Annotated in this window: 19 protein-coding genes; 7 read left to right on the top strand and 12 right to left on the bottom strand. The window is 72.0% G+C overall.

Annotated elements, in window-relative coordinates:
- Window positions 1-48: 48 nt before the first annotated feature.
- Complete coding sequence (locus tag Asi03nite_RS10400; RefSeq protein ID WP_239102578.1) at window positions 49-252, bottom strand: DNA-binding protein; 204 nt, start codon at window positions 250-252, stop codon at window positions 49-51.
- Window positions 253-545: 293 nt separating this feature from the next.
- On the opposite strand from Asi03nite_RS10400, the gene Asi03nite_RS10395 reads away from it, so the two are divergent.
- Window positions 546-908 carry a hypothetical protein gene (locus tag Asi03nite_RS10395; RefSeq protein ID WP_203678427.1) on the top strand — a complete coding sequence of 121 codons (363 nt, stop codon included), beginning with the start codon at window positions 546-548 and terminating at the stop codon, window positions 906-908.
- 59 nt (window positions 909-967) lie between these two features.
- Here the strand turns inward: Asi03nite_RS10395 and Asi03nite_RS38465 are convergent, their stop codons facing one another.
- Window positions 968-1,792: a tyrosine-type recombinase/integrase gene (locus Asi03nite_RS38465; protein ID WP_203678426.1), complete on the bottom strand. Its 825-nt coding sequence runs from the start codon at window positions 1,790-1,792 to the stop codon at window positions 968-970.
- Window positions 1,793-2,185: 393 nt separating this feature from the next.
- Here Asi03nite_RS38465 and Asi03nite_RS10385 point away from each other — a divergent pair, with 393 nt between their 5' ends.
- Entirely contained in the window at window positions 2,186-2,656 is a 471-nt protein-coding gene (locus tag Asi03nite_RS10385) for a glutathione peroxidase (RefSeq protein WP_203678425.1), read from the top strand.
- A 7-nt stretch (window positions 2,657-2,663) separates the two neighbouring features.
- Window positions 2,664-3,341, top strand: a complete 678-nt coding sequence (locus tag Asi03nite_RS10380; RefSeq protein WP_203678424.1) for a DUF429 domain-containing protein — start codon at window positions 2,664-2,666, stop codon at window positions 3,339-3,341.
- A 324-nt stretch (window positions 3,342-3,665) separates the two neighbouring features.
- Here Asi03nite_RS10380 and proC read toward each other — a convergent pair whose 3' ends face one another.
- The 3 genes from proC to Asi03nite_RS10365 form a co-directional block, all read right to left on the bottom strand.
- Window positions 3,666-4,532, bottom strand: a complete 867-nt coding sequence (proC, locus tag Asi03nite_RS10375) for a pyrroline-5-carboxylate reductase (protein ID WP_203678418.1) — start codon at window positions 4,530-4,532, stop codon at window positions 3,666-3,668.
- Window positions 4,533-4,546: 14 nt separating this feature from the next.
- Entirely contained in the window at window positions 4,547-5,575 is a 1,029-nt protein-coding gene (locus tag Asi03nite_RS10370; protein WP_203678416.1) for a 6-phosphofructokinase, read from the bottom strand.
- Window positions 5,576-6,051: 476 nt separating this feature from the next.
- The gene (locus Asi03nite_RS10365; protein WP_203678414.1) at window positions 6,052-7,554 is read right to left on the bottom strand and encodes a DHA2 family efflux MFS transporter permease subunit; all 1,503 of its coding nucleotides are present in this window, start codon (window positions 7,552-7,554) and stop codon (window positions 6,052-6,054) included.
- 94 nt (window positions 7,555-7,648) lie between these two features.
- On the opposite strand from Asi03nite_RS10365, the gene Asi03nite_RS10360 reads away from it, so the two are divergent.
- Window positions 7,649-8,314, top strand: a complete 666-nt coding sequence (locus Asi03nite_RS10360; RefSeq protein WP_203678412.1) for a TetR/AcrR family transcriptional regulator — start codon at window positions 7,649-7,651, stop codon at window positions 8,312-8,314.
- Here the strand turns inward: Asi03nite_RS10360 and Asi03nite_RS10355 are convergent.
- Both Asi03nite_RS10355 and Asi03nite_RS10350 read right to left on the bottom strand, forming a co-directional pair.
- Entirely contained in the window at window positions 8,311-8,814 is a 504-nt protein-coding gene (locus Asi03nite_RS10355; protein WP_203678410.1) for a polyadenylate-specific 3'-exoribonuclease AS, read from the bottom strand. The genes Asi03nite_RS10360 and Asi03nite_RS10355 overlap by 4 nt on opposite strands.
- 22 nt (window positions 8,815-8,836) lie before the next feature.
- The gene (locus tag Asi03nite_RS10350; protein WP_239102577.1) at window positions 8,837-9,664 is read right to left on the bottom strand and encodes a phosphotransferase enzyme family protein; all 828 of its coding nucleotides are present in this window, start codon (window positions 9,662-9,664) and stop codon (window positions 8,837-8,839) included.
- 262 nt (window positions 9,665-9,926) lie between these two features.
- Here Asi03nite_RS10350 and Asi03nite_RS10345 point away from each other — a divergent pair, with 262 nt between their 5' ends.
- Window positions 9,927-10,613 (top strand): Crp/Fnr family transcriptional regulator, encoded by a 687-nt coding sequence (locus tag Asi03nite_RS10345; RefSeq protein WP_014441566.1) that lies wholly within the window; start codon window positions 9,927-9,929, stop codon window positions 10,611-10,613.
- Window positions 10,614-10,753: 140 nt separating this feature from the next.
- On the opposite strand, the gene Asi03nite_RS10340 is transcribed toward Asi03nite_RS10345, so the two are convergent.
- A complete protein-coding gene (locus tag Asi03nite_RS10340; RefSeq protein WP_203678400.1) occupies window positions 10,754-11,434 on the bottom strand; it encodes a lysophospholipid acyltransferase family protein in 681 nt (226 codons plus the stop codon).
- Window positions 11,435-11,576: 142 nt separating this feature from the next.
- Here Asi03nite_RS10340 and Asi03nite_RS10335 point away from each other — a divergent pair, with 142 nt between their 5' ends.
- Together Asi03nite_RS10335 and Asi03nite_RS10330 are read left to right on the top strand one after the other, a co-directional pair.
- Complete coding sequence (locus Asi03nite_RS10335) at window positions 11,577-12,377, top strand: DUF308 domain-containing protein (protein ID WP_203678398.1); 801 nt, start codon at window positions 11,577-11,579, stop codon at window positions 12,375-12,377.
- Window positions 12,378-12,451: 74 nt separating this feature from the next.
- Window positions 12,452-13,864, top strand: a complete 1,413-nt coding sequence (locus tag Asi03nite_RS10330; protein ID WP_203678396.1) for an alpha,alpha-trehalose-phosphate synthase (UDP-forming) — start codon at window positions 12,452-12,454, stop codon at window positions 13,862-13,864.
- A gap of 118 nt (window positions 13,865-13,982) precedes the next feature.
- Here the strand turns inward: Asi03nite_RS10330 and Asi03nite_RS10325 are convergent, their stop codons facing one another.
- The 4 genes from Asi03nite_RS10325 to Asi03nite_RS10310 are packed head-to-tail and all read right to left on the bottom strand — an operon-like array spanning window position 13,983 to window position 17,765.
- Window positions 13,983-14,753 (bottom strand): alpha/beta hydrolase, encoded by a 771-nt coding sequence (locus Asi03nite_RS10325; protein ID WP_203678394.1) that lies wholly within the window; start codon window positions 14,751-14,753, stop codon window positions 13,983-13,985.
- Window positions 14,750-16,093, bottom strand: coding sequence for a flavin-containing monooxygenase (locus Asi03nite_RS10320; protein ID WP_203678392.1), 1,344 nt, complete (start codon window positions 16,091-16,093; stop codon window positions 14,750-14,752). Before Asi03nite_RS10320 ends, Asi03nite_RS10325 begins: the two co-directional genes overlap by 4 nt.
- Window positions 16,094-16,118: 25 nt before the next feature.
- Window positions 16,119-16,796: an endonuclease/exonuclease/phosphatase family protein gene (locus Asi03nite_RS10315; protein ID WP_203678452.1), complete on the bottom strand. Its 678-nt coding sequence runs from the start codon at window positions 16,794-16,796 to the stop codon at window positions 16,119-16,121.
- 18 nt (window positions 16,797-16,814) lie between these two features.
- Window positions 16,815-17,765 (bottom strand): ROK family glucokinase, encoded by a 951-nt coding sequence (locus tag Asi03nite_RS10310; RefSeq protein WP_203678391.1) that lies wholly within the window; start codon window positions 17,763-17,765, stop codon window positions 16,815-16,817.
- Window positions 17,766-17,771: the final 6 nt, after the last annotated feature.

Raw genomic sequence — 17,771 nt, 5'->3', positions numbered from 1 at the left:
GAAGCCCCCGGCAGTCGCCGCCGGGGGCTTCGTCGTGGCCGGGGGGCGTCAGCTTTCCGGCTCCTCGGCCAGCGTAGGACGGTGCTCGCTGATCCACGCCTCGACGTCGGCCGCCAGCCAGATCCGGCCCACCGGCAGCTCGTCGAATGGCTCGGGGAAGTTCGGCCGAGCCATGAGCTGCTTGGCGCGAGTCGTACTCACGCCCAGCCGACGGGTGATGTCGCCGACCATCATGAGTCTGCCCGTGCGCACCGGCTGAAGATATGAGGGTGGCAACTGTCAAGGTCGGGAACTGTCCAGCGTCGGCAGTTGACGGGCGACATGATCCACCCGGTCGCACGGAAGGGCAAGTGGAGAGCGAAGTCCTATCCGGACGGGTGATCACAATGCGATCCGTTACGGCCATATCGCTTTGCGTGGCGATTGAGGGAAAGTGATCTCTCCAGTCCCGGGATCAGGACATATGCACAGTCCCGGGGTCAGGAAAACGCAGGGGCAGCGCCAGCTCCACCGCCCCACGCGTGTGATCAGAGGGGAGATCCACCGTGACCCAAATCAATCCACTGCACGAAGCCGAACCAGCCGTCGTCTTCGTGCCCGAAGTAGAAGGGGAGATCGACGCCCGCTACGCCAGCCTGTGCATGGACTACTGCGCCGCCAAGGGCTACGCGTTCGTGGGCATTGTCCGCACCTACAGGGACGGCATGCGCATGCTGTACGAAGGCACCGCCAAGGTGATCGTCGCCGCGCGCCGTGACCACATCGACCCGAGCAGCCTCCCCCGGGTCGAATTCGTCGGCGACGACAGCCGCCGGCCCACGAGCCGCCCCCAGGCTCGCCCAGAGGTCCCCACCTCGACCCCCAGCGCCGCCCGCGATCGGCGCCCACGACAGCTACGCCGCGAGTAGCCCCTCACACGACAGCGCCGCCGGCCCGGGGAATCGGGGACCGGCGGCGCTGTCGTCATTCAATCCAGCGCGGCCACGGCGCTCGCGAGCCGGCCGGAGCCGATCCCGACGTAAATCTGCGTGGTGGCCACCGAGGAGTGGCCGAGGAGCTCCTGGGCGACACGGAGGTCTCCTCCGCTCGTCTCGTGCACCTTGGTCGCGAAGCGGTGGCGTCCCATGTGGTTGTGGAAGCCCGGGTAGCCGAGCCGCTTAAGCTCCCAGCGAACGCCGTGCGAGATCTGCTGTGGCGTCGCGCGCCGCTTGGTCCGCGGAGCGATTACCAGCGGCCCGGGCGGCATATCCTTCACCCGGGCCCAGACGTGCGGATGGGTGGGGACGTCGCGGTACTTGTCGCCCTTGCCGAAGAGCCGGGTCGTGGTCTCGGTGACGTCCTGGCGGTCCAGGCGGGAGATCTCGACGCAGCGCGCGCCCTCGTACGAGGCCAGGTCGATGGCCAGCAGCCATGGCATCTTCGCCCGCCGCCGGATGTCGCGGAGCGCGTCCTCCGGCCATGGGTTCGGCCGGCCCTTGGGTGGCTGGATCCGTGGCAGGCGCGCGGTGGCGTCGAAGTCGATCCAGCCCTCGGCGGCGGCCCACCGCACGTATCCGCGGACGATGGTGATGTAGTTCGATCGGGTGGCCTTGTCGCGGTTGGGCTTGCAGATCCAGGACCGGATCTCGTCGGTGGTTGACTCAAGGATGCCCGCGTCGAGCCCGTAGTCCATTCGGCGCAGGATCCCCTCGTAGTGCTTCAGCGAGCTCTCGCCGAGGGGCTTGTGCCCGCCTCCCCCGTCCTCGCGGTAGCGGAGGTAGTCGCGGATCGGATCAGGCGTAGCGTCTTGCATTGGGTCGCCTCCCTGGTAGGCGGTCAAACGGTCTCCGGTCTGGTGGTGGCACACCAGCCGGGGGCCTGCATCTCTGCGTGATCAATCTTTCTCGCAGCGTGATTACCGCGGCATGGGTCGATCACCCGAGCGACCTCCCGGCCGGAGCATCTTGGGGCGCCTGGAGGTCGCCGGAACAGCCGATACGGGGCGGGCGCGATCGTGCCGGCCTCCTGCGAACGGGCCAGCCTTGGAGGGACGGGGCGCGGCAGGATCATCCGAACGGCCAGGTTTCGTCACAGGATCCCGCTTCAGGTCATCCGAATGGGTGACATGGCTATAAGGTCTGTTTAACAGACACCACGAGATGAACACGGCGTGCGTCCACGCGGCTACACCGCGTAGGCTTCCGTCATGACCATCTTCGACGTCAAGATTGACGCTCTCACCGGCGGCGTGACCGATTTGGACCGCTACCGCGGATCGGTCCTGCTGGTGGTCAATGTGGCCTCGCGCTGCGGCCTGACCCCGCAGTACGACAAGTTGCAGCCGCTCTACGACACCTACCGCGAGCGTGGCCTCGTGGTGCTCGGCGCGCCCTGTGACCAGTTCGCCGGCCAGGAGCCGGGCACCGCCGCGGAGATCGACGAGTTCTGCCGCTCCACCTACGGCGTGACCTTCCCGATGACCGAGAAGATCGAGGTGAACGGCGCCGGCCGGCACCCGCTCTACGCCGAGCTCATCGGTGCCGGGCCGGACATCCAGTGGAACTTCGAGAAGTTCGTGGTCGCCCCCGACGGCACGGTGGCCGCCCGGTTCAGCCCACGGGTCGAACCGGACGACCCGGAGCTGGTCGCGACCATCGAGAAGCTGCTGCCCCACTGAGCCGCCGATGAGCATCCAGGTGATCGGAGTCGACGCGTACGCGCTGGGCTGGGTCGGGGTCGAGCTCCGCGACGGCGCCTTCGGGCGCGCGGTGCTCGCCTCGACCCTCTACGAGATCGTCGCGGGCAGCTCCGGCGCCGCGGTGATCGGCGTCGACATTCCCCTCGGCATGCTGCCGGACCGCTGGCGGGCCGCCGACACGCTCGCCGCCGACCAGCTCGGGCCGCGCCGCGGCAGCGTCTTCCGGGTGCCGCCGCGCGCGGTCTGGATGGAGGCGGACTTCGCCGCCGCCAACCGGCTGTGCCGGGAGCTGACCGGCGCCGGCCTGAGCCGGCAGTCCTGGGCGCTGCGGCCCAAGCTGCTGGAGGCCAACGCCATCTGGGAGCGCCATCCCGGCCTGCTCTTCGAGGCGCACCCGGAGGTCTCGTTCCGGACCATGGCCGGGGAGCCGCTGCCGTTCGCCAAGAAGACCTGGAGCGGCCAGACCCGGCGCCGGGAGCTGCTGGCCCGCAACGGCATCGTGCTGCCGGACCAACTGGGCCCGGCCGGGCAGGCCCCGCCCGACGACATCCTGGACGCGGCGGCGGTCGCCTGGACCGCCCATCGCGTCGCCACCAACACGGCGCTGTCCTACCCCAGTCCCCCTGAGGAGGACAACGGCTCGAAAATCGCCATCTATTACTGAACCCCCGCTGTGGTACGCCGTGAGCCCAGCCTCACCACCCACGGCCCCACCACGCGTCCCGACCCGGCACGGGTCACCGGCCGGCGCGCTGGCGCGAGACCCCGGAACGGGCCCGGCCCCGGCGCGCTGGCGGGAGACCCCGGCGCGCCTCCAGGTCCCGGCGCGCCTCCAGGTTCCTGCTGGTGCTCATGGGTGCCTCGACGGGGCTGAGGCGCCCTGCGCACCAGCCGGAACCGGGGGCGCGCCGCTGAGCGAGCCCCCGGCGGCGTCGCGGGCCCACGACGCGCCGGGTGCCGCGAGCGGTTCCCCGCCCGCCGCGAGAGGTCAGATCGCCTGGTTGGCGATCTCGCGGGCCCGGTCGCGCGCCGCCTCCAGGGCGTCCAGCAACGCCGCGCGTACCCCGTGGTTCTCCAGCTCGCGGATCGCCGCGATGGTCGTCCCGGCCGGGGACGTGACCGCCTCGCGCAGCTTCACCGGGTGCTCGCCGGAGTCCCGCAGCATCGCCGCGGACCCGGCGGCGGTCTGCACGATCAGCGCGTGCGCCACCTGGCGCGGGAGCCCGAGCAGGACCCCGGCGTCGATCATCGCCTCGGCCAGCAGATAGAAGTAGGCCGGGCCGGAACCGGACAGCGCCGTGACGGCGTCCTGCTGGTACTCCGGGAGCACGACTGTCGAGCCGAGCGGCCGGAACAGCTCCTCGGCCAGGGCCACGTGCTCCGCGGTGGCGTGGACGCCCGCGGAGATCGCGCTCATCGCCTGGCCGACCAGGGCCGGCGTGTTCGTCATGACCCGGACGACCGGGGTGCCCTCGGGCAGCCGCGCGGCGAAGAACGTGGTGGGCAGCCCGGCGCAGAGCGAGACGACCAGCCGGTCGGCCGTCACCCGGGGGCCGATCTCGCCGAGCAGCGTGCCGGCGTCCTGCGGCTTCACCCCGACGGCCAGGATCCCGGCGCGCTCGGCGGCCTCCGCGTTGCCGACCACCGCCACGCCGTACTTCTCGGCCAGCTCCGCGCCGCGCGCCGGGCGGCGGGCGGTGGCCAGCAGCCGGTCGGCCGGCCAGCCGGACCGCAGCAGGCCGGAGAGGACGAGTTCACCCATCTTGCCGGTGCCGAGGACCGCGACGGTGTGCTTGGTCAACGCAGAGCTCCGTTCGGGAACGAGAAATGCCGGGGGCAGGACAGCCCCCGGCATTCATCAGAACACGATCAGTTACCGAAGAAGACCTCGGCCTCTTCGTACCGCGACAGCGGAACGGTCTTCAGCTCGCCGGTGCCCTCGATCAGCGGGACCCGCACGATGTCGGTGCCGCGCAGCGCCATCATCTTGCCGAAGTCGCCCTCGTGGACGGCGTCGATCGCCTGCAGGCCGAAGCGGGTGGAAAGCACCCGGTCGAACGCGGTCGGGGTGCCACCGCGCTGGATGTGACCGAGGACGACCGTGCGGGCCTCCTTGCCGGTCTTCTCCTCCAGCTGCTCGGCGAGCCACTGGCCGATGCCGCCGAGGCGGACGTGACCGAAGCTGTCCAGCTCCTGGTTGTGCAGGACCATCTGGCCGTCGAGCGGCTGGGCGCCCTCGGCGACGACCACGATCGGCGCGTACTCGACCTGGAAGCGCTTGGTCACGTACGTCGCGACCTGCTCGACGTCGAACTTGCGCTCCGGCAGCAGGATGACGTTGGCGCCACCGGCGAGGCCGGCGTGCAGCGCGATCCAGCCGGCGTGCCGGCCCATGACCTCGACGACCAGGGTGCGGTGGTGCGACTCGGCGGTGGTGTGCAGCCGGTCGATGGCCTCCATCGCGATGTTCACCGCGGTGTCGAAACCGAAGGTGAAGTCGGTCGCGTTGAGGTCGTTGTCGATCGTCTTCGGCACGCCGACGACGTTGACGCCGAGGTCGTTCAGCTTGGTCGCGACGCCGAGGGTGTCCTCGCCGCCGATCGCGACCAGCGCGTCGACGCCCTGCTCGGCCAGGTTGGCCTTGATCTTCTCGACGCCGCCCTCGATCTTGAACGGGTTGGTGCGCGAGGAGCCCAGGATCGTGCCGCCACGCGGGAGGATGCCGCGGACCTCGGCGATGCCGAGCGGCTTCGTCAGGCCCTCCAGCGGACCCTTCCAGCCGTCGCGGAACCCGACGAACTCGTGACCGTAAGCGGTGACGCCCTTGCGCACCACGGCACGGATGACCGCGTTGAGACCGGGGCAGTCGCCGCCACCGGTGAGCACGCCGATACGCATGTTTCTCCTCGTCCTTCCCCTGAACGGGTAGCGAGATGCAGATAGCCCGTGAGAGGCCCCGGGAGCGTCTTCATCGGCAGCGTTGCCGGCCCGGGGCGAGCCGCACGCCGAACTCTAGTCTCCGCTCGCGAGGCTGCTCAACGCGCCCCTTCCCACTTCACGGCGAGGACCCGCCCGCGCCCGGCGCCTCGGACCGGGCGCCCGGTCCGGCCGCACCGCGACCAGGCGGGCCGTGGCGCCGCCCGCCGGACGGGCCGTCCGTCCACGGCCGGGCCTCGGTGGACCCGCCTCCGGACGCCGCCACGGCCGGTCGAGCAGATCGCGAACCACTCGCCACGGTTAACCCGATCAGGTGACCGGCTCCTCGACGGGCTCCGGGAGAACCCGGGACACCCCTGGAGAACCGGCCCACACCTCGCAGCTGGCCGTCAGGGGTGCCTCCCGCGCCGGGAGACATCCCCTGGGGACCAGCCGGATCAGTGGGCCATGGCGGGCGGGGCGTCCGGGTCGTTGTCCAGCGGCCCGGTCCGGAACAGCACCGCCGCCACCACCGCGGCCAGCACGAAGAAGCCGGTCGACCACCAGAACACGGTGTGGTAGCTCTCCAGCGCCGCCTGCGCCTGCGCCAGCTTGCTGGCCGGGTCCTTGCCCTTCAGGTAGTCGCCGGCCGCGCTGGCCGCGAACGAGCTGAGCAGCGCGGTGCCGATCGAGCCGCCGATCTGCTGCACCGTGTTGATCATCGCGGAGGCGACGCCCGCGTCCCGGTGCTCGACGCCCGAGGTGGCGGCGTTCTGCGTGGGCGCGAAGACCAGGCCGAGGCCCAGACCGATGATGATCAGACCGGGCAGGACGCCGCCGGCGTACGTCGAGTCGAGCTGCAGCCGGGTCAGGAAGAGCATGCCGCCGGCGGCGATCAGCGCGCCCAGCGGGACGAGCGGGCGCGGACCGACCTTCGGCGTCAGCATCGAGCCGGCAGTCGTCGCGGTCAGCATCACCGAACCGAGCATCGGCAGGAACGCCAGGCCGGTCTTGACCGGGGTGAACCCGAGGATCGCCACCAGGTAGTAGGTGAGGAACAGGAAGATGCCGAACATGCCGGCGCCGGCGATCGCGATCGACGCGTACGACCCGCCGCGGTTGCGGTCCAGCACGACGCGCAGCGGCAGCAGCGGGTGCTCGACCCGCAGCTCGATCAGCACGAAGACGATCAGGGCGACGACGCCGACCGCGATCGGGCCGAGGGTCCAGCCCGCGGTCCAGCCGTCGGTCTCCGCCTGGCCGAGGCCGTAGACCAGGCCCACCAGGCCGACGACCGCCGCGACGGTACCCGGGATGTCGATCTTCCCGTGCGGCGCGGCCGGCTCGTCGCGGAGCTTGACGATGGCGCCGACCACCGCGATGGCGGCGATCACCAGGTTGACGTAGAGGCACCAGCGCCAGGACACGTACTCCGTCAGCACGCCGCCCAGCAGCAGGCCGATGCCGCCGCCGGCGCCGGAGATGGCGCCGAAGATGCCGAACGCCTTGCCGCGCTCGGCGGCCTGGGTGAACGTCGTGGAGAGCAGCGAGAGCGCGGCCGGAGCCAGCGCCGCGCCGAACGCGCCCTGCAGCGCGCGGGCGACGATCAGCATCTCCAGGCCGTTGGCGGCGCCGCCGAGCGCCGAGGCCAGCGCGAAGCCGATCAGACCGATGAGGAACATCCGCTTGCGGCCGAAGAAGTCCGACAGGCGGCCGCCGAGCAGCAGCAGGCTGCCGAAGGCGAGGGCGTAACCGGTCACCACCCACTGGCGGTCGGCGTCCGAGAAGGCCAGGTCGGCCTGGGCCGTGGGCAGCGCGATGTTCACGATCGTGGCGTCCAGCACCACCATCAGCTGGGCGAGGGCGAGCACGACGAGCGCCCACCAGCGCCCGCCGTCGGACGGCGCGGCGACCGGCGCCTCACGTCCGGCTCCCCTGGGTCGATCAGTAAGGGTACTCATCGTGACCTTTCGAAAGTTGAGGTTCATCCTCCACTTCGGCAGGCTAACAGGGGAAGTTGAGGAATCGCCTCCACTTTCTTGTAGGCTTGGCCACATGACCGAGACCACCCGCCCACTGCGGCGTGACGCCCAGCGCAACCGCGAGCGGATCCTGCTCGCCGCGCACGACGTCTTCGCGGCCCGCGGGTTCGCCGCCACGCTCGACGACGTGGCGCATCACGCAGGCGTCGGCGTCGGCACGGTCTACCGGCGCTTCCCCACCAAGGAGGCGCTCATCGACGCGCTCTTCGCGGACCGGCTGGAGGACCTGGTCTCGCTCGCCGAGGACGCGCTGGCGCTGCCCTCCGGGTGGGACGGGCTGACCATGCTGCTGCGGCGCACGATCGAGATGCACGCGGTGGACCGCGGGCTGCGCGACGCGGCGCTCTGCATAGGCATCGGCAAACACCACTTCGCCGAGGTCGGCGAGCATCTGCTGCCGCTGCTGCAGGAGGTGATCGGCCGCGCCCACGCGGAGGGGTCGCTGCGGGCCGACGTCGGGATCAACGACCTGCCGATCATCATGGCGACAGTCACCGACCTGGCCCGGCACAGCGGCGGCGGCCGACCGGAGATCTACCGCCGGTTCCTGGAGCTGATCATCGACGGGCTGCGCGCCGCCCCGGGGAACGGGGACCTCGGCCCGGCGCTCACCCAGGACGACGTCGAGGCGATCGTGCACGACTGCGTGCCCCCGATCGAGGCCCGCCGGCGCGGCTAGGACTTGTCCTGGACCTTGCGCATCGCTTCCCAGCGGGCCAGGTTGTGCCGGGCGTCGACCAGCGCGTCGTGCCGGCCGGACATCTCCGGCAGCGTGGGCCTGCCGAGGTCGTCCCAGCGCTGGCGCAGGTCCTTGGTGAACCGGGGGATCTCCCGCGGCAGGGCCGGCATCGCGCCCCAGAGCTGGGCGAGCGCGACGTGGTCGTACGCCGCGTACCAGGCCCAGAGCTCCATCCGCTCGCCGCGCCCGCGGATCGGCTCGATCAGGAACTCGTAGAGGTCCTCGCGGATCCGCTCCCGGCTGCGCCACGACCTGTCGGCCGGGGAGGGCAGCTTGTCCAGGACGTTGCGCCGCACCCAGGGCACGGCGCGGCTGTCGTCGAACTCCGTGCTGACCGCGTAGAACTCGCGGCCGAACTCGTCGACGATACCTATCGAGACCAGGTCGACGATCCGGCCGTCCTCGATGAACTCGCAGTCGTAGAAATACCGGTACACCATCGCGGTACATCCTTGCCCATCGTCATCCGGGCATGGACGCCAGGGCCTCCCGGGCCCGCTCCAGGTCCCTCACGAGGTGGTGGCGGGCCGCCCGCTCGGCCAGCACCGCCCAGCGCAGCCGCAGCAGCACCGGCAGCGCGACCTCCAGTTCGTCGGCCGCGACCGGGCCGGCCGCGCGGTAGCCGTCCAGGAGTTCGGCGGCCCGGTCCGGGCCACCGGCGTAGACCACTGCCGAGGCCACGTCGTAGACGAGCGGCCCGGTCCCGCTGGCGCCGTAGTGGATCAGGCCGGAGCGCCCGGTCGAGGCGTCCAGCACGAACGCGTCCGGAGCCGGGTCGCCGTGCAGCACCCCGTACGTCAATCGGTCGGTGACCGTGAGGCGGGTCGCCGCCGTGACCGCCCCGGTGACCGCGGGGCGCAGCCAGGGTTCGGCGTCCAGATGCGGGGCCTCCGGATCGATCGGCTGCCACGGGCGCAGGCCCGGGTGCTGGAACCCCTCCAGAGCCCGGTGGACGACCCCCAGGCGCTCACCCCACCACTGCTGGTCCACCGGGTCCGCGCCGTCCAGCCGGCGCCCGGGAGGCCGGCGCAGCACGGCCAGGGCGCCCTGCGGGATCTCCACGGTGAGCGCGCCGGACAGGGTGCGGACCGGTTCGCCGGCCTCGACCCGTACCCCGCGCAGGTGAACCGCCGCGGCCAGGCCGGCCTCGACCGGCAGCCGCGCGGAGGTCTCCGCGAGCCGGGCCACGTAGCGGTCGCCGGCGGCGGTGATCTCCCAGCCCCGCGACATCACCGCGGCGGGGAGCTCGAATATCTCGGACGGAGCGAGGTGCCACTGGTCTCGCAGCACGGCTCGGACAATCTCATCTTCCGGCACGGCGGGATTATCACGGCACACCACCCAAATCCGACGGACAGGCAGGGCGACAATCACAGAAGGCGATGGGGTGTTTACAGAAAGCGACTGAAGGGACATGATCGTACGAGGCGAGCTTCAATGTCCGGAGTAGAAATGGCGTTCGGAGCTCGCTCTGTGCTAAGAGTGATCGTTCGCGCCGTGGGGCCGGCGCCGGCCGGGTCGACGCGGTCCCCGATCGGGGGAGGGATACGCCGTGGACCATCGCCTGCCGGATTCCGGCGACGCGCTAACCGGCGTGGAGATGTTCGCCGGGCTGGAGCCGGACGTACGACAGCGGGTCATCGCCACAGCGGTTCCTCGCCACTACCGCAAGGGACAGATCCTCTTCGTCGAGCACGACCCCGGGGACTCCCTGATCATCATGAAACGGGGCGCGGTCGCGGTCTTCCGCACCGCACCGACCGGGGAGCGCGCCGTGCTCACCGTCGTCCGCCCGCCGGACGTGCTCGGCGAGGTGTCGCTGCTGGACGCGTCCACCCGCAGCGCCTCGGCCGAGGCGATCGAGGACTCGCAGGCGCTCTCGCTGTCCCGGGCCGCCTTCATGGACCTGGTGCACTCCAACCCGCGCATCCTGGACGCGGTGATGCGCTCGGTCGGCGGCCTGATCCGCCGCCTCACCGAGCAGAACGCCGACCACGTCTTCCTCGACCTGCCCGGCCGGGTGGCCAAGACTCTGGTCCGGCTCTCCGGGGAGAGCCAGGCTCCGATGATCACCATCGAGCTGAACCAGAGCCAGCTGGCGGAGATGGCCGGCGGGTCGCGGCAGAGCGTCAACCAGGCGATCGGCTCGTTCGCCAACCGCGGCTGGCTACGCACCGAGGGCCGGCGCATCGTGGTCACCGACGTGCAGGCGCTGAAGCGCCGCGCCGGGATGAACTGATTGCCGGGGTACGCCCGCGGCGCCCGGCACGCGACTCCCGGTTCGGGCTGGCGCCGGCGGCGGTGGTCATTCGTTCCTCACCACCACCACCACCAGCACCGGCCCGAAGCGGACCGCGCGGTTCCCGCGGGCGGGAGACGTCAGGCCGGCTGAGGTTCCTTGAGCTTCGCGGCGTAGACGTCGACGTACTCACGGCCGGAGAGCGCCATCAGCTCGAACATGATCTCGTCGGTGATCGCCCGCTCGACGAACCGGTCGCCACGCTGATCGGCGTACCGGGAGAAGTCGAGCGGCTTGCCGATCCGCATCCGGACCCGCTTGATCGTCGGAATCAGCGTGCCGGTCGGCTGGATCTCGTCGGTGTTCAGCAGCGCCACCGGGACCACCGGGGCGCCGCTCTCCAGCGCCAGCCGGGCCACCCCGGTCTTGCCGCGGTAGAGACGCCCGTCCGGCGAGCGGGTGCCCTCCGGGTAGATGCCGGCGATGTTGCCCTCGCGCAGCACCCGCAGGAGCGTGTCGAGCGCCGCCTGGGCCGCCTCACCGCCCGAACGGTCCACCGGGATCGTCCCCGCGCCGACGAAGAACATCCGCGAGAACCATCCCTTGAGCCCCTTGCCGGTGAAGTATTCAGCTTTGGCGACGAAGGTCACTTTCCGGTTCATCACCAATGGGGTGAAGATCGAGTCGGAGAACGAGAGATGGTTGCAGGCCAGGATCACCGGGCCGGAACGGGGCACGTTCTTCAGGCCCTCGACCTTGGGTCGGAAGAGGAGCCGCAGCACGGGTCCGAGGACCACCAACTTGAGCAGCCAGTAGAACACTGCCGTCCTTTCAGCGGATGCCACCGGCGTCCCGGGGCGACAGAAGCGTACGAAGCGGGGGCGGCACGCCACAACGCACTCCCGCAACAGGCGCCTGCCGTGTCACCATTCAAGGCACGGTCGGCGAGGGGGGTGTGCATCGGTGACAGCGGGCGGCGCCCGTCGCGGGCGGCGGGACAACGGGCTCGACGCGGCTGACTACGCGGTCGTGGGGGATGTGGACCCGCGCGTCGGCGAGCACTTGCTGGACGTGCTGGCCGGCGACGGCATCGCGGCCTATCTGCAACCCACCGCGGATCTGAATCCGATCCTGCGGGCGACCACGCTGCCGGCCCGCCCGATCGACCGGCTCTACGTGGATCGCACCCAGCTGGCGACCGCCCGCGAGCACCTGCAGCAGGTGACCGGCGGCGTTCCGCCCACCCCGCCCGCCGAGCCCGCTCCGGCGCCCCGGCCGCAGGCCGAGGTGGACGCCGAGTGGGACAAGATCATCGCGGGCTTCCACACCACCGTCGACCCGGAGGCGGCCCCGCCGTGGCCGGAGTCCGAGGGCACCACGTCGGACACCGAGCGCACGGAGAAGGAGCGCCCGGTCGGCGAGGACGGCCGCCCGGTCAACCGGCGCCGCACCGACCCGCCGCCGGAGCCGGTGATCTACCCGGTTCTCGACCCGTTCGGCTTTCCCGAGGAGGCCGAGGAGGAGGAGCGCTACGTCCCGCCGCCGCCACCGCCGCTGCCGCATATCTCGAAGTACGCGGTGGCCGGCGTCCTCGGCGTGCTCCTCGGGTTCGTGCTCTTCCTGTCCCCCACGCTGATCCCGATCGACCCGACGTTCACCATGCTGTTCGGCTTCGCGGCGATCGTGGGCGGGGCGGTCACGCTGGTCTGGCGGCTGCGCTCGGGCGACGACGACGACGAGTTCGACGACGGCGCGGTGGTCTGACCGCTCCGGCGGCTGCGCTCGGGCGACGCCTGTCACATCGACAAACTTAGGTGCTCTGACGGTAACCTACGGTGATGCGTCAGAGTTCGCTCGTCGTGGTCGCCAACCGTCTCCCGCTCGATGACAGCGCTGCCCGGGACGGCGCCTGCGAGTGGCGCCGAAGTCCCGGCGGGCTGAGCGGCGCCCTGCACGCGATCCTCCAGCAGACCCCGGCCACCTGGGTCGGCTGGGGCGGCGAGGTGGACCTCGCGCCCCGGCTGCCCGACCTGGGCAGCGTGCGGCTGCGCCCGATCGAGCTCTCCGCCGCCGAGCAGAGCGGTTACTACGAGGGCTTCGCCAACTCCACACTGTGGCCGCTCTACCACGACGCGGTACAGCAGCCGGTCTTCCAGCGCGAGTGGTGGGAGACCTACCGGTCGGTCAACCGGCGGTTCGCCGAGGCCGCCGCCGAGGTGGCCGGCAAGCACGCCGCGGTCTGGGTGCAGGACTACCACCTGCAGCTGGTACCGCAGATGCTCCGGGAGCTGCGGCCGGACCTGCTGATCGGCTTCTTCATGCACGTGCCGTTCCCGCCGCCGGAGCTGTTCATGCAGCTCCCCCGCCGGGTCGAGCTGGTACGCGGGATGCTCGGCGCGGACCTGGTCGGCTTCCAGCGCGAGCAGGCCGCGCACAACCTGGCACAGCTGGCGAAGAAGCTGGTCGGCGCGCAGACCCGGGACGACACGATCACGGTGGACGGGCGGACCGTCCGCACCGGGGCGTTCCCGGTCTCGATCGACGTCGGCGAGATGCGCGCGCTGGCCACCCGGCCGGACGTGGTGGCCCAGGCCAAGCAGCTGCGGCTCGACCTGGGCAAGGCCAAGCGGGTGCTGCTCAGCGTCGACCGGCTGGACTACACCAAGGGCATCGAGCACCGGCTCACGGCGTACCGGGAGCTGCTGCGGGACGGGCACGTGAAGGTGCGGGACACGGTGCTGGTGCAGGTCGCGGTGCCCAGCCGGGAGCGGGTGGAGAGCTACCGCGCGCTGCGGGACCGGGTGGAGGGTGAGGTCGGCCGGATCAACGGCGAGTACGGCCGGGTCGGCGAGCCGGCCATCCACTACCTGAACCAGCCGTTCGACAGGTCGCAGCTGGCCGCGCTCTACCAGACCGCGGACGTGATGGTGGTGACCCCGCTGCGGGACGGGATGAACCTGGTCGCCAAGGAGTTCCTGGCGGCCCGGGAGGACGGCTCCGGCGCGCTGGTGCTCAGCGAGTTCGCCGGGGCGGCCGCCGAGCTGACCCAGGCGTTCCTGGTGAACCCGCACGACCTGGACGGGCTGAAGGACACTCTGCTGCGCGCGCTGGGGGCGGAGCCGGCCGATCTGGCGGACCGGATGAGCGCGATGCGCCGGCACATCGCCGAGCACGACATCCTGGCCTGGGCCCGCGCCTACCTGACCGCTCTCGATCACACCGGCCGGCTCGCCCGGCAGTTGCCCGGCTGACAGCGTCCCCGCGCAGCCGCCGTCCCCGAACCCGGCGCCACCCGCATACCGGCCGTCCACGACCCGGCGCCACCCGCCGCCCGGCGGCCGCGCCGGATCAGCCCGCCGGCGGGTCCGGTCAGACCTGCTTCCTCAGCCAGTCCAGGATCGCGTCGATCGGCTCGGCCCAGCTGTCCTCCAGCATCAGGTCGTGCCCCATCCCGGGGAACAGCAGCGGCGCACCGGAATAGGCCGCGGCCGCCCGGTCCAGCGCCTTGCGCGACACCACCCGGTCGTCCGGGCTGCCCACCACCAGCACCGGTGGCGCACCCACCGGCCGCGGCGGGACGGCCCGGCGGAGCAGCTCGGCGCGCGGCCGCGGCGCGATCCGCTCCAGGTACTCCGCGGCCCGCTCGGCCGGCAGCCCGGAGCCGAACAGCTGCCGCGCGGAAACCCGCAGCCGCCCGCCGAAGAGCGCCGGCAGCGTGCCGCCGGGGTTTGCCAGCAGCGCCGAGCCGGCCGCCGCCCAGCCGTCCAGCACCGGCGCCACCAGCACCGCGGCCCGGGCCGGGTAGCGGGCCAGCGCGCGGGCCACCACGTGCGCGCCCACGCCGTGCCCGACCAGCACCGCCCGGCGGGGCAGCGACGCCGCGGTCTGCACCACGTCGTGCACCTGGGCGCGCAGGTCGCCGCCGGGGCGCGGGCCGAGCACGTGCGCCGGGAAGCCGCGGCCGGCCGTGTGCGGCAGCCAGTGCTCGGCGAACGCCCAGGCGCCGTGGCCCAGGCCGGGGACGAAGAGCACCGGCGGCCGGCCCTCGTCGTCCTCCGGCAGCCGCGACGCGACCTCACGCCCGGCCGGCGGCACCGGATCTGTCCAATCCTTGAGGCGCAGCAGATCAAACCCGGTCATGCCGCCGGCTCCATCTCGTTGAGCAGGCTCTCCAGGGACCGCAGGTAGTCGAGGTGGTCCACCTCGAACCAGTGCCGATCGGTCTTCACCACCCGGCGCTTGGACCAGGCGGCCAGCGGCTTGGCGGACTCCTGCTGCTGCACCGCGGCGGCCCGCGCCGGGTCGTCCAGGCGCAGCCGCAGCCATCGGGCCACCGCCACGCTCTGCCAGTGGGCCAACGGGAACACCCCGGAGTCCGGCTGCAGCAGGCCGATCACGGCGAGTGTCGGGTGCTGCCGGGCGAACACGTGCAGGTGCAGGTCGGGACGCCCGTGCTCGTCGGCGGCGAGCAGTTCGGGGGCGAGGAACTCGAAGCGCGGGCGGTACCCGGTCGCGGTGATCACCAGGTCGGGCTCGATCCGCCGGCCGTCGGCCAGCTCCACCGAGGCATCGTCGAAAGCGGTCACGTCCGGCACCGGGGTGATCCTGCCGTGACCCAGGTAGTAGGGCAGCTGGCTGTTGACGATCGGATGGCTCTCGTACGGCTGGTGGTCCGGCGCCGGCAGCCCGAAGCGGGTCAGATCGCCGGTGGTGAGCCGGACCGTGCGGCGGTAGAGCCACTGTCGCAGGCGCAGCGGCAGCCGCAGGCGCAGCAGCCGGCCGTTGACCTGGTCGGCGGGGCGGCCGAGGACGTACTTCGGGGCGTACCAGTAGCCGCGCCGGGTCGAATGCCACACCTGACCCGCCTGCTGGGCGGCCTCCACCGCGATGTCGCAGCCGGTGTTGCCGCCGCCGATCACCAGCACCTTGCGGCCGCGCAGCACGGCCGGATCCTTGTACGCGCTGGAGTGCATCAGCCGCCCGCGGAACTCCCCCGGGATGGTGGGCCGACGCGGGTCCCAGTTGTGCCCGTTGGCCACGACCACCGCGGCGTACCGTGACGTGCGCGACGAGCCGCCGCCGGTGGACCGGGTGGTGACCTCCCAGCCGCCGTCCCCGGTCGGCGCCGCGGAGACCACCTCGGTGCCGAACCAGATGTGCTCGCCCAACCCGAAGTGCGCGGAGTACCGCTCCAGGTAGGTCAGCACCTGGCTGTGGTGCGGGTAGTCGGGCCAGCTGTCCGGCATCGGGAAGTCGGGGAACTCGGTGAGCGGCCGGGACGAGATCAGATGGGTGCCGGCGTAGACCGGGCTGCGGTCGTGCCGCCAGTTCCAGGCGCCGCCCACGGCGGTCTCCCGCTCGTAGCAGTCCACCTGGAAGCCCAGCTCGAGCAGGTTCTTGACGGCGGTCAGGCCGCTGGCGCCGGCGCCCACGACGCACACGGCGTCACGGCGGTCGCCCGGGTCCGGGGAGTCGTGCACCCGGCGATCCTGCCAGACCCGCGGCTCAGCCGGAAGGGAGCCGGAGGTCCGCGAGGACCGGTAGATGATCACTCGCGGCACGTGCCCGATCGGTGCCGATGATCTCGTACCGCTCGATGTCCACGTCCGGGCTGACGAAAAGCCCGTCGATGCGCCGGCTGGGCGCCGAGGCCGGGAACGTCGGCTCGTCGTCCTTCGTGGTCACCAGCCCGTCCCCGACGGTGCGCCAGGCACCGCCGCCCGGCCCCTCGTTCAGGTCGGCGGCCACGACGACCGGCCCCTCCAGCCTGCTCAGCTCGTCCTTCCAGTGCGCGGCCTGGGACGGCCGCTCGGCCGGGTCGGTGGCCAGGTGCGAGCCGGAGACGGTGAACGACGCGCCGCGCACCCGCCCGTGGGCGAAGAACGCGCCGCGCAGGTGCCGGCCCGGCGTCAGCGGGTAGCGCAGGCACCAGTTCACGCCGACCGCGACCCGCAGGCTGACCATCATCAGGTTGCCCAGCGCGGGCAGGCCGCCGGCGCCCACCACCAGGCCGCACTCGCCGGCCAGCGCGGCGCTCCGGGGCCGCCAGCCGAACCGGCGCGGCGCCTCCTGCAGGATGAAGACGTCCGGGGCCAGCTCACGGACCAGGCCGACCAGCGCGGCCCGGTCGTCCTTCAACCCGTGCACGTTCCAGCTGAGCACGCGCAACGGCACCCCGGACATCTCCACCACCGGATGTCCCTACGCCCGCCGCGCCAGGTCGGCCGCGCCGACCACGCCGGCGTCGTTGCCCATCTGCGCCGCGTGCACCTCGGCGACCGGGAAGCGATTGCGCTGGGCGAGCTGATCCCGGTAGGTCCGCTCGGCCGGGCCCATCAGCAGCGGGCCGGCGTCCACCACGCCGCCACCGATCACCAGGATCTGCGGGTCGAGGCTCTGCGCCAGGTCGGCCAGGGCCACGCCGAGCCAGTACCCGGTCTGCGCGAACGCGTCCATCGCCACACCGTCGCCGGCCCGGGCCGCCTCGGTGATCTGCCGGCCGCTGATCGCCAGCGGGTCGCCGCCGGCCAGCTCCAGCAGCTGCGCCGCGCGCTCCGGCTCCTGCCGCGCGCCCGCGCGGGCGAAGCGGACCAGCGCGTTGCCGCTCGCGTACTGCTCCAGGCAGCCCAGCCGGCCGCAGCCGCACGGGTGCCCGTCCGGCACCGACTGGATGTGGCCGAGCTCGCCGGCGATGCCGTTGGCGCCGTGCCAGAGCTTGCCGCCCAGCACGATGCCGCCGCCGATACCGGTCCCCACGGTGATCATCACCATCGAGTCGTCGGCGTGCTTGGCCACCCCGAACCGGAACTCCGCCCAGGCCGCCACGTTCGCGTCGTTCTCCAGCACGGTCGGCAGGCCGACCGCCTTCGACACGTAGTCGCGCAGCGGCTCGTCCCGCCAGGCCAGGTTCGGCGCGAACAGCACGGTCGAGCCGGCGGCGTCGATCCACGCGGCGGCGCCGATCCCGACGGCAGTCGCCTGCGGGTACTGCGCCGCCAGCTCGGCGGCCACCTCGGCGATCGTGTCCCGGGTCCCGGCCGGGTCCTCCGCCGGCGTGGGCCTGCGATTCGACGCGAGCACGTTCCCGTGCTCGTCGACCACACCACCGGCGACCTTGGTGCCGCCGACGTCGATTCCGATGGTCAGCGTCACGCTGCC

This window comes from Actinoplanes siamensis (assembly GCF_016862395.1).
In the GTDB taxonomy this organism is placed as follows: Bacteria; Actinomycetota; Actinomycetes; order Mycobacteriales; family Micromonosporaceae; genus Actinoplanes; species Actinoplanes siamensis.
Note: the sequence above shows the minus strand (reverse complement) of the source record. Positions and strands in the feature narration are given on the sequence as shown.